This window comes from Rhizobium sp. BK399 (assembly GCF_014194695.1).
Taxonomy (GTDB): Bacteria; Pseudomonadota; Alphaproteobacteria; order Rhizobiales; family Rhizobiaceae; genus Rhizobium.
In genome coordinates this window covers 170,890-183,943 of the sequence record NZ_JACIAH010000007.1, presented here as the reverse complement: position 1 = coordinate 183,943, position 13,054 = coordinate 170,890, and the positions used below count along the sequence as shown (strand labels likewise).

At 60.7% G+C, this 13,054-nt stretch carries 15 protein-coding genes; 14 read left to right on the top strand and 1 reads right to left on the bottom strand.

Annotation, left to right across the window (positions count from 1 at the left end):
• The first annotated feature begins 19 nt into the window (after nucleotides 1-19).
• The 5 genes from tsaD to FHT97_RS16830 are packed head-to-tail and all read left to right on the top strand — an operon-like array spanning nucleotide 20 to nucleotide 3,490.
• Nucleotides 20-1,117, top strand: coding sequence for a tRNA (adenosine(37)-N6)-threonylcarbamoyltransferase complex transferase subunit TsaD (tsaD, locus tag FHT97_RS16850; protein ID WP_183863712.1), 1,098 nt, complete (start codon nucleotides 20-22; stop codon nucleotides 1,115-1,117).
• Nucleotides 1,114-2,097, top strand: coding sequence for an NAD(P)H-dependent glycerol-3-phosphate dehydrogenase (locus tag FHT97_RS16845; protein WP_183863711.1), 984 nt, complete (start codon nucleotides 1,114-1,116; stop codon nucleotides 2,095-2,097). Before tsaD ends, FHT97_RS16845 begins: the two co-directional genes overlap by 4 nt.
• Nucleotides 2,098-2,107: 10 nt before the next feature.
• Nucleotides 2,108-2,401 (top strand): YciI-like protein, encoded by a 294-nt coding sequence (locus FHT97_RS16840; RefSeq protein WP_114714021.1) that lies wholly within the window; start codon nucleotides 2,108-2,110, stop codon nucleotides 2,399-2,401.
• A 2-nt stretch (nucleotides 2,402-2,403) separates the two neighbouring features.
• Nucleotides 2,404-2,835, top strand: a complete 432-nt coding sequence (locus FHT97_RS16835; RefSeq protein ID WP_007794193.1) for an EVE domain-containing protein — start codon at nucleotides 2,404-2,406, stop codon at nucleotides 2,833-2,835.
• A 7-nt stretch (nucleotides 2,836-2,842) separates the two neighbouring features.
• A complete protein-coding gene (locus tag FHT97_RS16830) occupies nucleotides 2,843-3,490 on the top strand; it encodes a methyltransferase (RefSeq protein ID WP_183863710.1) in 648 nt (215 codons plus the stop codon).
• On the opposite strand, the gene FHT97_RS16825 is transcribed toward FHT97_RS16830, so the two are convergent.
• Entirely contained in the window at nucleotides 3,480-4,016 is a 537-nt protein-coding gene (locus FHT97_RS16825) for a hypothetical protein (protein WP_183863709.1), read from the bottom strand. The two genes, FHT97_RS16830 and FHT97_RS16825, sit on opposite strands and share 11 nt — an antisense overlap.
• A gap of 312 nt (nucleotides 4,017-4,328) precedes the next feature.
• On the opposite strand from FHT97_RS16825, the gene sdhC reads away from it, so the two are divergent.
• The 9 genes from sdhC (at nucleotide 4,329) to sucD (ending at nucleotide 12,996) form a co-directional block, all read left to right on the top strand.
• Nucleotides 4,329-4,724 (top strand): succinate dehydrogenase, cytochrome b556 subunit, encoded by a 396-nt coding sequence (gene sdhC, locus FHT97_RS16820; RefSeq protein WP_183755181.1) that lies wholly within the window; start codon nucleotides 4,329-4,331, stop codon nucleotides 4,722-4,724.
• 11 nt (nucleotides 4,725-4,735) lie between these two features.
• Nucleotides 4,736-5,116, top strand: a complete 381-nt coding sequence (sdhD, locus tag FHT97_RS16815) for a succinate dehydrogenase, hydrophobic membrane anchor protein (RefSeq protein ID WP_183755182.1) — start codon at nucleotides 4,736-4,738, stop codon at nucleotides 5,114-5,116.
• A 7-nt stretch (nucleotides 5,117-5,123) separates the two neighbouring features.
• Nucleotides 5,124-6,965, top strand: coding sequence for a succinate dehydrogenase flavoprotein subunit (sdhA, locus tag FHT97_RS16810; protein WP_183863708.1), 1,842 nt, complete (start codon nucleotides 5,124-5,126; stop codon nucleotides 6,963-6,965).
• Between the two features lie 12 nt (nucleotides 6,966-6,977).
• Nucleotides 6,978-7,757, top strand: coding sequence for a succinate dehydrogenase iron-sulfur subunit (locus FHT97_RS16805; protein ID WP_183863707.1), 780 nt, complete (start codon nucleotides 6,978-6,980; stop codon nucleotides 7,755-7,757).
• Between the two features lie 220 nt (nucleotides 7,758-7,977).
• Complete coding sequence (locus tag FHT97_RS16800; protein WP_183863824.1) at nucleotides 7,978-8,487, top strand: protease inhibitor Inh/omp19 family protein; 510 nt, start codon at nucleotides 7,978-7,980, stop codon at nucleotides 8,485-8,487.
• A gap of 45 nt (nucleotides 8,488-8,532) precedes the next feature.
• Nucleotides 8,533-9,696, top strand: a complete 1,164-nt coding sequence (gene zapE / locus FHT97_RS16795; protein WP_183863706.1) for a cell division protein ZapE — start codon at nucleotides 8,533-8,535, stop codon at nucleotides 9,694-9,696.
• 180 nt (nucleotides 9,697-9,876) lie between these two features.
• A complete protein-coding gene (gene mdh / locus FHT97_RS16790) occupies nucleotides 9,877-10,839 on the top strand; it encodes a malate dehydrogenase (protein WP_183863705.1) in 963 nt (320 codons plus the stop codon).
• Nucleotides 10,840-10,878: 39 nt separating this feature from the next.
• On the top strand, nucleotides 10,879-12,072 hold the full coding sequence (gene sucC / locus FHT97_RS16785; RefSeq protein ID WP_183863704.1) for an ADP-forming succinate--CoA ligase subunit beta: 1,194 nt from the start codon (nucleotides 10,879-10,881) through the stop codon (nucleotides 12,070-12,072).
• Nucleotides 12,073-12,090: 18 nt separating this feature from the next.
• Nucleotides 12,091-12,996 (top strand): succinate--CoA ligase subunit alpha, encoded by a 906-nt coding sequence (gene sucD / locus FHT97_RS16780; protein ID WP_183863703.1) that lies wholly within the window; start codon nucleotides 12,091-12,093, stop codon nucleotides 12,994-12,996.
• Nucleotides 12,997-13,054 lie beyond the last annotated feature (58 nt).

Genomic DNA, 13,054 nt, shown 5'->3' with positions numbered 1-13,054 from the left:
CAATCAACGATCAGGTTTCATGGCGCCCTTTCTACGCATCCTCGGCATCGAAACAAGCTGCGACGAAACCGCCGCAGCAGTGGTCGAGCGTGCTATCGACGGGCAGCCGACAGTGCGCTCTGACGTTGTCTTGAGCCAGCTCGAAGAGCATAGCGCTTACGGCGGCGTGGTGCCCGAGATCGCCGCGCGCGCCCATGTCGAGGCCCTCGATACGCTGATCGACGAGGCCTTGAAACGCGCCAATGTGTCACTCTCCGATATCGATGCCATCGCGGCAACCTCGGGGCCTGGGCTGATCGGTGGTCTGCTCGTCGGGCTCATGACCGGCAAAGCGATCGCCAAGGCGTCCGGGAAACCGCTCTATGCGGTCAATCACCTCGAAGGGCATGCATTGACGGCGCGGCTGACGGACGGGCTTGCATTTCCCTATCTGATGCTGCTCGTGTCCGGCGGCCATACGCAGCTTATTCTCGTGCGCGGCGTCGGACAATATGAACGCTGGGGTACGACGATCGACGACGCGCTTGGCGAGGCCTTCGACAAGACGGCGAAGTTGCTGAGTCTGCCGTATCCCGGCGGACCCGCGGTCGAGCGCGCCGCCAAGAGCGGTAACCCCGATCGGTTCAACTTTCCGCGACCGCTAGTTGGAGAGACAAAGCTCAATTTCTCGTTCTCCGGCCTGAAGACGGCTGTGCGTCAGGCGGCGAGCGAAATCGCGCCGTTGACGGAGCAGGATGTCGCGGATATCTGCGCCTCGTTCCAGAAGGCAATCTCGGGCACGCTGAAGGATCGCATTGGCCGTGGGCTCGAGCGCTTCAAGGCCGAATTCCCAAATGTCGACGGTCGACCGGCCCTTGTGGTTGCCGGTGGGGTTGCGGCCAATCTGGAGGTTCGCAGTACCTTGCAGTCGCTTTGCGACAAGCATGGCTTTCGTTTCGTCGCGCCGCCGCTGCATTTGTGTACGGATAACGCTGTGATGATTGCCTGGGCAGGTCTGGAGCGCATGGCAACGGGCGTCGAGCCGGATGATCTCGATGTGCAGCCGCGGTCGCGCTGGCCGCTGGATTCAAACGCCGAGACATTGCTTGGCTTCGGCAAGCGTGGAGCGAAAGCATGAGCGAAAAGATTGCTGTCGTCGGCGCTGGCGCCTTTGGAACGGCGCTTGCCGCAGTGATTGCCCTGACGGAGCGCAATGCAGTCACGCTGGTCGGCCGCGATCCTGAGTTGATCGCCGACCTGAAGGCCGAGCACCGGCATGACGCGGCCTTGCCGGGCATTGCCTTGCCGGAGGCGCTCGGCTTTTCCGCCGAACCGGATGCAATTTCTGATGCTGAGATCGTGCTCTTCGCGATGCCGTCGCAGGCACAGGCGGATGCGGCGAGGCAGTACCGACCCTATCTTGCAAGCAATGCCATCGTGGTGACCTGCGCGAAGGGCATCGAGAGGGCGACAGGCAACCTCTTGACTGACATGCTGGAGCGCGAAATTCCGGGTCACCCCGTGGCCGTGCTGTCGGGGCCTGGCTTTGCTGCCGACATTGCCAAGGGACTGCCAACGGCGATGGCGATCGCCGCAGCGGATATAGACGTTGCCGAAAGGCTGGCCCACGCCATTTCCGGGCGGACGTTCCGGCTCTATGCCTCGTCTGATCGGATCGGCGTCCAGCTTGGCGGCGCACTGAAGAATGTCCTGGCGATCGCCTGCGGGATCGTGGAGGGCGCAGGGATCGGCGACTCTGCGCGCGCGGCGCTAATTGCCCGCGGGCTTGCCGAGATGTCGCGGTTTGTCGTCGCCAAAGGCGGGCAGGCGGATACTGTGCCTGGCCTCTCCGGCCTTGGTGATCTGGTCTTGACGGCGACCAGCCATCAGTCGCGCAACCTGCGCTTCGGGATCGCGCTCGGTCGCGGCGAGACGGTCGATCCCTCCCATGGCGAACTTGTCGAGGGTGCGTTTGCCGCCGCCGTGGCATCGCGCCTGGCACAGTCTCTTGGTGTCAGCATGCCAATTACCGATGCCGTGTCCGCCATCATCGAAGGCAAGCTCGGCATCCCCGAGGCCATCGATCAGCTCATGACGCGTCCGATAACGACTGAATAGGAGTTCCGATATGCTTTTTGCTCTCCTCTGCAAGGATAAACCCGATCATCTCAACGTTCGCATGGAGGCGAGACCCGCCCACGTGGAACACCTCAACAAGCTCAATGCCGAGGGTGTGCTGAAGATGGCCGGCCCGTTTCTGGACGCCGAAGGCAAGCCCTGCGGCAGCCTCGTGATCATTCATGCCGATACGATCGAAGCAGCTAAGGCGCTGGCCGACAGCGATCCCTACACCAAGGCCGGTCTCTTTGAGAGCGTCGATATCAAGCCCTTCAACTGGGTCTTCAACAATCCGGAGGCATGAGCGTGGCGCATTGGCTTTACAAATCCGAACCCGCTTCCTGGTCGTGGGAGCAGCAAAAGGCTGCCGGCGAGAAGGGCACCGAATGGACCGGTGTCCGGAACTATCTCGCGCGCAACAACATGCGGGCGATGCAGTTGGGGGACAAGGGCTTCTTCTATCACTCCAACGAGGGCCTCGAGATCGTCGGTATCGTCGAGGTCTGCGCACTGTCTCACCCTGACTCGACCGCCAAGGGCGATGACCGCTGGGACTGCGTCGATATTCGCGCCGTCTGCGACATCCCCAAGCCGGTCTCGCTGAAGGACATCAAGGCCAACGAGAAGTTCGCCAAGATGTCGCTCGTCACCTCCATGCGACTTTCGGTCCAGCCGGTCACGGACGAGGAGTATCTGGAGATCTGCCGCTTGGGCGGGCTCGACAATCCGCCGCGTTGAGCGACCATTGAAGACTGATCCCGAAATCTTCATCCGCGCCAATACCGGCGTGATGGCGCCGCCGCATGTGCCGGAGATTCGGCTGCATCTGGCGGCTGAGGCACATGACTTGTGGCTCAAGACGGAAGAGGAACTCGCGGAGATCGGTCTGCCGCCGCCGTTCTGGGCGTTTGCCTGGGCGGGCGGTCAGGGACTGGCGCGGTACATACTCGACCATCCTGATACTGTTGCCGGCAAGCGCGTTGTCGATTTCGCCACGGGCTCCGGCCTTGTCGCGATCGCGGCAAAAATGGCCGGAGCGGCCAAAGTCGTTGCCGCCGACATTGATCCCTGGACGAAAACCGCTGTGCGGCTCAACACCGGGCTGAACAAGGTCGAGGTCGATTTCAGCGATGCCGATCTGATCGGCAGCCACGTCGAAGCGGATATTCTGCTCGCTGGCGATGTCTTCTACGACAGCGATTTTGCCACGGCGATCGTTCCGTGGTTCGAGACGCTCAGTCGCCAGGGCATCACGGTCTTCGTCGGCGATCCGGGCCGCGCCTACCTTCCCAGGGAGCGCCTGGAATTCTGCGCAGCCTATCAAGTCCCGGTTACGCGGGCACTTGAGGACAGCGAGGTGAAGAAAACAACTGTTTGGCGGTTCACGGCCTGATCACACAAACACCTGCCTCGTAGGAGCAAGCGCTGCTCTTTGCCGTCACGCTGATGACCTTGGCCATTGGCGCCAGACCGGTGGTTTGGACTGGCACCGGAAAGCCATAGCTGCTGCCGACCGCGTAAGTTCCGCCGTCGCTGTCGTAGACGTAGGACGATCCCGCATAGGTGCCGCCTACGCTTCCGCCGCTCTGTGGCGCAACGACGACGATTACATTGCGTCCACCATAACCGCCGTAACCGCCGCCAAAGCCGTTGTAGCCGCGATAAGGAAACGAGGCGCGCTTGATCAAAGGCGTGCGACCGTGGCCATAGCCGAACCGGCCGTATCCATCGGCGAAATGTGGGCGCCCATGGTTCAAGCCACGAAACGGCCGGCCGAGGATCATGGGAGTACGATGCCCAATGAAAACCTTGCCACCGTGGCGAGAGAACGAATTGTGGCCGAAGTCGCCGGCGGAGGTCGGCATTGCGATCAAAGCGGCAGCGGCAAGGGAAACGAGCACGGAGGCAAGCTTCAGCATCGCGCGGATCTCCAAAATGGAACTGTTAACAAAGCGTTAACCGCAAAATGCGCCAAAAGCAGCTAATTGTCCAGAAGACACCCCGACATGCCGCTTGCGTCGGGAGCCAGGCCGGCCGTCAAGCGCAGTTCGCGCCACCCAGAGACGCAAATCGATTAAATTAAATTGGGGTTGCAATTATACTTGTCGTTAGGGGCTTACGTGATTAAACGTCGCCATTGATGCGACGCACACAAACAAATTTGTCCTTCGTGTGATCGCCTTGAATGCTCCCTGATGTCGGGAGCGCAGAGAAGACGCCGCGAGGTTCTGATGGCGAATGTGACAAATAACCGGCCCCTGTCGCCGCATTTGCAAATTTACAAACCAATCCCCACCATGGTCATGTCGATCGTTCACCGCATTACCGGTGGCGCTCTTTACGTCGGGACGCTGCTGGTCGCCTGGTGGCTGATCGCGGCTGCGACCGGTCAAGCCTACTATGACTGGGTCAACTGGATCCTCGGCAGCATCGTCGGCAAGCTCGTGTTGCTCGGCTATACCTGGGCTCTCTTGCACCATATGGTCGGCGGTTTCCGTCACTTCGTCTGGGATCTCGGTTACGGCTTCGACAAGGAAGTCTCGACCAGGATGGCCCAGGCCTCAATCGTCATATCGCTCTGTCTGACCGTGCTGGTCTGGGTGATCGGCTTCCTTATTCGCTTCTGAAGGTTGTTCTCATGGATATGCGCACCCCCCTGGGTAAGGTTCGCGGCCTTGGCTCGGCCAAGGAAGGAACCGATCATTTCTGGCGCCAGCGCGTCACTGCGGTTGCCAATGTGCCCCTTTTTCTCTTCTTCATCATTTTCATGATCGTCCACGCGGGCGAGCCTTATTCCGACGTGGTTCACGCCCTGTCGAACCCGCTTGTCGCAGTCATCATGGGTTTGATGGTCGTGTCCGGCATCATTCACATGCGGCTCGGCATGCAGGTCATCATCGAGGACTACGTTCACGGCGAGTTTGCCAAGATCGGCCTACTGATGCTGAATACCTTCTTTTCGATCCTGATGGCGGGGCTCTGTCTCTTCGCCATTCTGAAAATTGCATTCGTAGGATAACCGTATCATGGCACCGACTTCACCCGCTCAGAATGGGAAGGCCTACAAATACGTCGATCACTCATATGACGTGATCGTCGTCGGCGCCGGCGGCGCCGGTCTTCGCGCCACGCTTGGGATGGCCGAACAGGGTTTCCGCACGGCCTGCATCACCAAGGTATTCCCGACCCGCTCGCACACGGTCGCCGCGCAGGGCGGTATCGCCGCTTCTCTGCGCAACATGACGCCCGACAGCTGGCAATGGCACCTCTATGACACCGTCAAGGGTTCTGACTGGCTCGGCGACGTCGATGCCATGCAGTATCTGACCATGGAAGCGCCGAAGGCGGTCTATGAGCTCGAACACTACGGCGTTCCCTTCTCGCGTAACGAAGAAGGTAAAATCTATCAGCGGCCGTTCGGTGGCCACATGCAGAACTACGGCGAAGGCCCGCCGGTACAGCGCACCTGCGCCGTGGCCGACCGTACCGGCCACGCCATCCTGCACACGCTCTATGGCCAGTCGCTGCGCAACAACGCCGAATTCTTCATCGAGTATTTCGCGCTCGACCTGATCATGTCGGATGACGGCAGCCGCTGCACCGGCGTCGTCGCCTGGTGCCTCGATGACGGCACGATCCATCGCTTCGCCGCCAAGATGGTGGTGCTGGCGACCGGCGGCTACGGCCGCGCCTATTTCTCGGCGACCTCGGCGCACACCTGCACCGGCGACGGCGGCGGCATGGCGGCACGCGCCGGCCTGCCTTTGCAGGACATGGAATTCGTTCAGTTCCACCCGACCGGCATCTACGGTTCGGGCTGTCTGATCACCGAAGGCGCACGCGGCGAGGGCGGTTACCTCGTCAACTCCGAGGGCGAGCGCTTCATGGAACGCTATGCTCCTTCGGCCAAGGACCTTGCCTCGCGCGACGTCGTTTCGCGCTGCATGACGCTCGAGATCCGTGAAGGTCGCGGCGTCGGCAAGAACAAGGACCACATATTCCTGCATCTCGACCACCTCGATCCGGCCGTTCTGCACGAGCGCCTGCCGGGTATTTCCGAGAGCGCCAAGATCTTCGCCGGTGTCGACGTGACGCGCGAGCCGATCCCGGTTCTGCCGACCGTTCACTACAACATGGGCGGTATTCCGACGAATTATTGGGGCGAAGTGCTCAACGCCGACAGTTCCAATCCTGAGCGGATCATTCCGGGCCTGATGGCGGTCGGCGAGGCCGGTTGCGCCTCGGTGCACGGCGCCAATCGCCTCGGTTCCAATTCGCTGATCGACCTCGTGGTCTTCGGCCGCGCTGCCGCGATCCGCGCTGGAGAGGTGATCGACCGTGCAGCACCGGTGCCGCATCTGAATGTCGCCGCCTGTGACAAGATCATGGATCGCTTCGATGGCCTGCGCAATGCCAGCGGCGGTACGCCGACGGCGGTGCTGCGCGAAAAGATGCAGCGCGCCATGCAGGAGGACGCTGCCGTGTTCCGTACGCAGGAATCGCTGGAGTCAGGCTGCAAGCGCATCTCCGCCATCTGGCAGGAAATGCGTGACATCAAGGTCACCGACCGTTCGATGATCTGGAACTCCGACCTTGTCGAAACACTCGAGCTGCAGAACCTGATGGCCAATGCCATCACCACGATCTACGGCGCCGAAGCACGCAAAGAGAGCCGCGGTTCTCACGCCCGCGAAGACTACACGGAAGGCGCATTCGCCGGCCGCGACGACGTCAACTGGCGCAAGCATACGCTCGCCTGGGTCAACGAGGCAGGCGACGTCAAGCTCGACTACCGCCCGGTTCACACCGAGCTCATCGCAGAGGGCATCGATCCCCAGAAGATCGCGCCCAAGGCTCGCGTGTACTAAGAGGAACTGGACATGGTTGAACTCGCTCTTCCCAAGAACTCCCAGATGCGCGAAGGCAAGGTGTGGCCAAAGCCGGCTGGCGCCAAGAATACCCGCGAATTCCGCGTCTACCGTTGGAGCCCCGACGATGGCCAGAACCCGTCGATCGACACCTTCTATATCGATGTCGATAATTGCGGCCCGATGGTGCTCGACGGTCTCCTCTACATCAAGAACAACATCGACCCGACGCTGACGTTGCGTCGCTCCTGTCGCGAGGGCATCTGCGGTTCCTGTGCGATGAACATCGACGGCACCAATACCCTTGCTTGTACGAAGGGCCGGGACGAGATCAAAGGCTCGGTGAAGATCTATCCGCTGCCTCACCTACCTGTCGTTAAGGATCTTGTCCCTGATCTCACCAACTTCTATGCCCAGCATCGCTCGATCGAGCCGTGGCTGAAGACGGTTTCGCCGACGCCTGCCAAGGAATGGAAGCAAAGCCACGAAGATCGCCAGAAGCTCGATGGCCTCTACGAGTGCATCCTCTGCGCCTGCTGCTCGACCTCCTGTCCGAGCTACTGGTGGAACGGCGATCGCTATCTCGGTCCAGCTGTCCTGCTGCAGGCCTATCGCTGGCTGATCGATTCCCGCGACGAGGCGACCGGCGAACGCCTGGACAACCTCGAGGATCCCTTCCGCCTCTATCGCTGCCACACAATCATGAATTGTGCGCAGACCTGCCCGAAGGGTCTTAACCCGGCAAAGGCGATCGCCGAAATCAAGAAGATGATGGTCGAGCGCCGCGTTTGATCAATTCAGCATAGGGCCCGATGCGGCCCTTTTCTCTCTGCGATCACGGAGCGTTGCTTTGTTCGAGATTGCGCCAAATTTGTCTCGGAGTTGCGGCGTTGCTCCCACATCGACACAATTTCTCCTCGCGCTGGCTTGATTCAATACAGCCTTTCAAGATAATTCCGCCGTGATTGCGCGGCAATTTCAGGACAATACTGGAAAAATCGGGAGTATCATGATGCAGTTCAGACATGTGGCGACAGGTCTCGTGGTTATTCTGTCGCTAGCTGGCTGCCAGCGCACCGCTTACAATGATGCGAGCTATTCCGCCCCGGCGCCACTGACGGCGCAGCCGGTTCCGTCGGTTCAGGGTGGGCAGCTTCCTCCGCCTTCCGGCTCTTCGCAGTTCCCTGCTGCTCCGACGACCTCGGCACCTGTCGCTGGCGGTCAGCCGGGCGTGATGGCGGCGAATGCAATGGATGTCACCAAGGAATCGATGGTCGGCAGCTGGCGCGTCAACGGCTCCTGCGACATGTTCCTGACGCTCACCAATCTCGGCAGCGGCTCGCGCGGCGGTACGCGCGGTTGCGTCGGCGAGTTGACGGCGATGGGTTCCTGGGAAGTCTCGGGCAAGCAGGTTCTCCTGAAGGACCGCAGCGGCAACCAGATCGGCAGCGTCTACAAGACAGCCGACAATGCCTTCAGCGGCCAGACCAATACCGGACAGCCGATCAGCCTCAGCCGTTAAAAGATTGGGCGGCGAAGGCCGCCGATCCTCCATAGGCGGACCTTTATGCAACCCATGCCAGACTACAGCCTGAGCGTCAGCGAACAATTGAAGTCGCTGACGGCTTCGGGCGCGCTTCAAATCGATTCAGCCCAGATGCATGTGGCGAAATGCCTGGATCGAGTGCTGTCGGGATTGAAGCAGCGGCGGCCGGCGGCAAAGGGAAGCGCTCTCGGCTGGCTGTTCGCCAACAAGAAGAAGTCGTCGGAGGCGGTCAAGGGCCTATACATTCACGGCAGCGTCGGCCGCGGCAAGACGATGCTGATGGATATGTTCTTCGCGATGGCACCCTGCGCGAAGAAGCGGCGCGCGCATTTCCATGAGTTCATGACCGATGTGCACAATCGCATCGCAGCGCACCGGCTGAAGCTCAAGCAAGGCGAGACCAAGCAGGCCGACCCCATCCCGGTCGTCGCGGCAGCTCTTTATGATGAGGCCGAATTGCTTTGCTTCGACGAGTTCACGGTGACGGATATTGCTGACGCGATGATCCTATCGCGGCTTTTTTCCGAACTCTTCCGGCGCGGGTGCCTGCTGGTCGCGACCTCGAATGTCGAGCCCGATAACCTCTACAAGGACGGCCTCAATCGAAGCCTGTTCCTGCCCTTCGTCGATCTTCTCAAGCAGAACGTCGAAATCGTGACGTTGGACTCTCCGACCGACTACCGGATGGAGAAACTCGATAGCCAACCTGTCTACCTGACGCCAATCGATGACCGGACGGACATGGCGATGGATGCGTCCTGGATGCAGGCGCTTCATGGCCGCAAGGCGCAGCCATTGGAAATTCCCATGAAGGGACGATCGATCCACGTGCCACGTGCCGTCGACCGAATGGCGCGCTTCACCTTCGCCGATCTCTGCGAGAAGCCGTTGGGCCCAGCCGATTTCCTGGCCATTGCCGAACGCTTCGACGCCATCTTCTTGGATCACGTGCCGCTGCTAGGTCCCGAGAAGCGCAACCAGACCAAACGCTTCATTATCCTGATCGATACGCTTTACGATCATGCCGTGCGGCTCTATGTGTCCGCAGCAGCGATGCCTGAAAATTTGTTGACACAAGCGCGTGGTACCGAGGGCTTCGAATTCGATCGTACCGTGTCGCGCCTTTTCGAAATGCGCAGCGCCGAGTATCTCGCATTGCACCACGAACGGCGGGCCGCCGAGTAATGTTTTGGTGACAAATTGTCTTACGTTTACGTAAGAATTTTATGATCTAAACGATTGAAATTCCTCGCTCAAAAATAATCATTTGCCATTTTTTGGCTTTGGGGCTATGCGATTGCGGCATTGGGCGATGCCCCCTCCGCGCGTCGCCTGACGAATTTTGATCGCAAAGGAAACAGCGAAATGGCGCGTAACAAGATCGCACTCATTGGTTCTGGCATGATTGGTGGCACGCTGGCGCATCTCGCCGGCCTGAAGGAACTGGGTGACATCGTTCTCTTCGACATCGCCGATGGTATTCCTCAGGGTAAGGGCCTCGACATTGCTCAGTCCTCGCCGGTCGAAGGCTTTGACGCCAACCTCACCGGCGCCAGCGAGTACTCCGCGATCGAAGGCGCCGACGTCTGCATCGTCACCGCCGGCGTCGCCCGCAAGCCGGGCATGAGCCGCGACGATCTGCTCGGCATCAATCTCAAGGTCATGGAACAGGTCGGCGCCGGCATCAAGAAGTATGCCCCGAACGCGTTCGTGATCTGCATCACCAACCCGCTCGACGCCATGGTCTGGGCGCTGCAGAAGTTCTCCGGCCTGCCGGCCAACAAGGTCGTTGGCATGGCCGGCGTTCTCGATAGCTCACGCTTCCGACTGTTCCTCTCGAAGGAATTCAACGTTTCAGTACAGGACGTCACCGCATTCGTTCTCGGTGGCCACGGCGACACGATGGTGCCGCTCGCTCGCTACTCCACCGTTGCCGGCATTCCGCTCACCGACCTCGTTACCATGGGTTGGGTCACCAAGGAGCGCCTGGAAGAGATCATCCAGCGCACCCGTGATGGCGGCGCCGAAATCGTCGGCCTGCTGAAGACCGGCTCTGCCTACTACGCGCCGGCCGCTTCGGCGATCGAGATGGCTGAATCCTACCTCAAGGATAAGAAGCGCGTCCTGCCCTGCGCAGCACAGCTGACCGGCCAGTACGGCGTTAAGGACATGTATGTCGGTGTGCCCACCGTCATCGGTGCCGGTGGCGTCGAGCGCATCATCGAGATCGATCTCAATAAGGCCGAGAAGGAAGCGTTCGACAAGTCCGTCGGTGCTGTCGCCGGCCTGTGCGAAGCCTGCATCAACATCGCGCCTGCGCTGAAGTAATCAGTTGCGCGCCGACGCAATCCAAACAGGAACAGATCCATGAATATTCATGAATACCAGGCCAAGGCTCTCTTGAAGGGCTATGGCGCGCCGGTCGCCAAGGGTGTGCCGATCCTCAAGGTCGAGGAAGCCGAAGCTGCTGCCAAGTCGCTGCCGGGTCCGCTCTATGTCGTCAAGAGCCAGATCCACGCCGGCGGCCGCGGCAAGGGCAAGTTCAAGGAACTCGGCCCCGACGCCAAGGGCGGCGTTCGTCTCGCCAAGTCGATCGATGAAGTCGTCGCTCACGCCAAGGAGATGCTCGGAAACACGCTGGTCACTGCGCAGACGGGCGAAGCCGGCAAGCAGGTCAACCGCCTCTACATCGAAGACGGCGCCGACATTGCTCGCGAACTGTACTGCTCGCTGCTGGTCGATCGCTCGGTTGGCCGCGTTGCCTTCGTGGTTTCGACCGAAGGCGGCATGGACATCGAAGCCGTCGCCCACGACACGCCTGAGAAGATCCACACGATCGCCATCGATCCGGAGGCTGGTGTCACGGCGGCCGACGTTACCGCGATCTCCAAGGCTCTCGAACTGACCGGCGCTGCCGCCGAAGATGCCAAGTCGCTGTTCCCGGCGCTCTACAAGGCGTTCGGCGAAAAGGACATGGCGCTCCTCGAGGTTAACCCGCTGATCGTCATGAAGGACGGCCACCTGCGCGTTCTCGATGCGAAGATGTCGTTCGACGGCAATGCGCTGTTCCGCCATGACGACGTCAAGGCGCTGCGCGACGAGACCGAGGAAGACGCCAAGGAAATCGAGGCCTCGAAGTGGGATCTCGCCTACGTGGCTCTCGACGGCAACATCGGCTGCATGGTCAACGGCGCAGGCCTTGCCATGGCGACGATGGACATCATCAAGCTCTACGGCAAGGAGCCGGCAAACTTCTGTGACGTCGGCGGTGGCGCTGGCAAGGAGAAGGTCGCGGCTGCCTTCAAGATCATCACCGCTGACCCGAAGGTCGAGGGCATCCTCGTCAACATCTTCGGCGGCATCATGCGTTGCGACGTCATCGCCGAAGGCGTTGTCGCAGCTGTGCAGGAAGTCGGTCTGAAGGTTCCGCTCGTCGTTCGCCTCGAAGGTACCAACGTCGAACTCGGCAAGAAAATCCTCAACGAGTCGGGTCTGGCGATTACGGCTGCCGACGATCTCGACGACGCGGCGAAGAAGATCGTCGCGGCGATCAAGGCCTAATCCGGAAGGACCGAAAGAATGTCTATTCTCGTCAACAGAGACACCAAGGTTCTCGTTCAGGGCCTGACCGGCAAGACCGGCACCTTCCACACCGAACAGGCGCTTGCCTATTACGGCACCAAGATGGTCGGCGGTATTCACCCGAAGAAGGGTGGCGAAACCTGGTCGTCGGGCGTCGACGGCACGGTGCTGCCGATCTTTGCAAGCGTTGCCGAAGCCAAGGAACGGACGGGCGCCGATGCGACTGTGATCTACGTTCCGCCGGCAGGCGCCGCCGATGCGATCATCGAGGCGATCGAGGCCGAAGTTCCGTTCATCACCTGCATCACCGAAGGCATCCCGGTCATGGACATGGTGCGCGTCAAGGCCAAGCTCGACAAGTCGAAGTCGCGCTTGCTCGGGCCGAACTGCCCGGGCATCCTGACGCCGGAAGAATGCAAGATCGGCATCATGCCGGGCTCGATCTTCCGCAAGGGTTCGGTTGGTATTGTCTCGCGCTCCGGCACGCTGACCTACGAAGCCGTGTTCCAGACCTCCAATGAAGGCCTCGGACAGACGACGGCTGTCGGCATCGGCGGCGACCCGGTCAAGGGCACCGAGTTCATCGACGTGCTGGAAATGTTCCTGGCCGACGAAGCCACGACGTCGATCATCATGATCGGCGAAATCGGCGGCTCGGCTGAAGAAGACGCAGCCCAGTTCCTGATCGACGAAGCCAAGAAGGGCCGCAAGAAGCCGATGGCAGGCTTCATCGCCGGCCGTACCGCTCCGAAGGGCCGCACCATGGGCCACGCCGGCGCTGTCGTCTCCGGCGGCAAGGGTGACGCGGAATCGAAGATCGCGGCCATGGAATCGGCTGGCATCCGCGTTTCGCCGTCGCCAGCTCGCCTCGGCAAGACGCTGGTTGAAGTCCTCAAGGGCTGATCCGATCTATATCCCGGGCAGGCTTAGCGTCTGCCCGGGCCTCGACTTCGAATGAATG

Bases quoted from the DNA above. Each gene is read 5' to 3' on its own strand.
- sucD (WP_183863703.1), top strand. From the start codon at position 12,091: ATGTCTATTCTCGTCAACAGAGACACCAAGGTTCTCGTTCAGGGCCTG.
- FHT97_RS16825 (WP_183863709.1), bottom strand. From the start codon at position 4,016: ATGCTGAAGCTTGCCTCCGTGCTCGTTTCCCTTGCCGCTGCCGCTTTG.
- mdh (WP_183863705.1), top strand. From the start codon at position 9,877: ATGGCGCGTAACAAGATCGCACTCATTGGTTCTGGCATGATTGGTGGC.
- FHT97_RS16805 (WP_183863707.1), top strand. From the start codon at position 6,978: ATGGTTGAACTCGCTCTTCCCAAGAACTCCCAGATGCGCGAAGGCAAG.
- sdhC (WP_183755181.1), top strand. From the start codon at position 4,329: ATGGCGAATGTGACAAATAACCGGCCCCTGTCGCCGCATTTGCAAATT.
- sdhA (WP_183863708.1), top strand. From the start codon at position 5,124: ATGGCACCGACTTCACCCGCTCAGAATGGGAAGGCCTACAAATACGTC.
- sdhD (WP_183755182.1), top strand. From the start codon at position 4,736: ATGGATATGCGCACCCCCCTGGGTAAGGTTCGCGGCCTTGGCTCGGCC.
- tsaD (WP_183863712.1), top strand. From the start codon at position 20: ATGGCGCCCTTTCTACGCATCCTCGGCATCGAAACAAGCTGCGACGAA.
- FHT97_RS16800 (WP_183863824.1), top strand. From the start codon at position 7,978: ATGCAGTTCAGACATGTGGCGACAGGTCTCGTGGTTATTCTGTCGCTA.
- FHT97_RS16840 (WP_114714021.1), top strand. From the start codon at position 2,108: ATGCTTTTTGCTCTCCTCTGCAAGGATAAACCCGATCATCTCAACGTT.
- FHT97_RS16845 (WP_183863711.1), top strand. From the start codon at position 1,114: ATGAGCGAAAAGATTGCTGTCGTCGGCGCTGGCGCCTTTGGAACGGCG.
- sucC (WP_183863704.1), top strand. From the start codon at position 10,879: ATGAATATTCATGAATACCAGGCCAAGGCTCTCTTGAAGGGCTATGGC.
- zapE (WP_183863706.1), top strand. From the start codon at position 8,533: ATGCAACCCATGCCAGACTACAGCCTGAGCGTCAGCGAACAATTGAAG.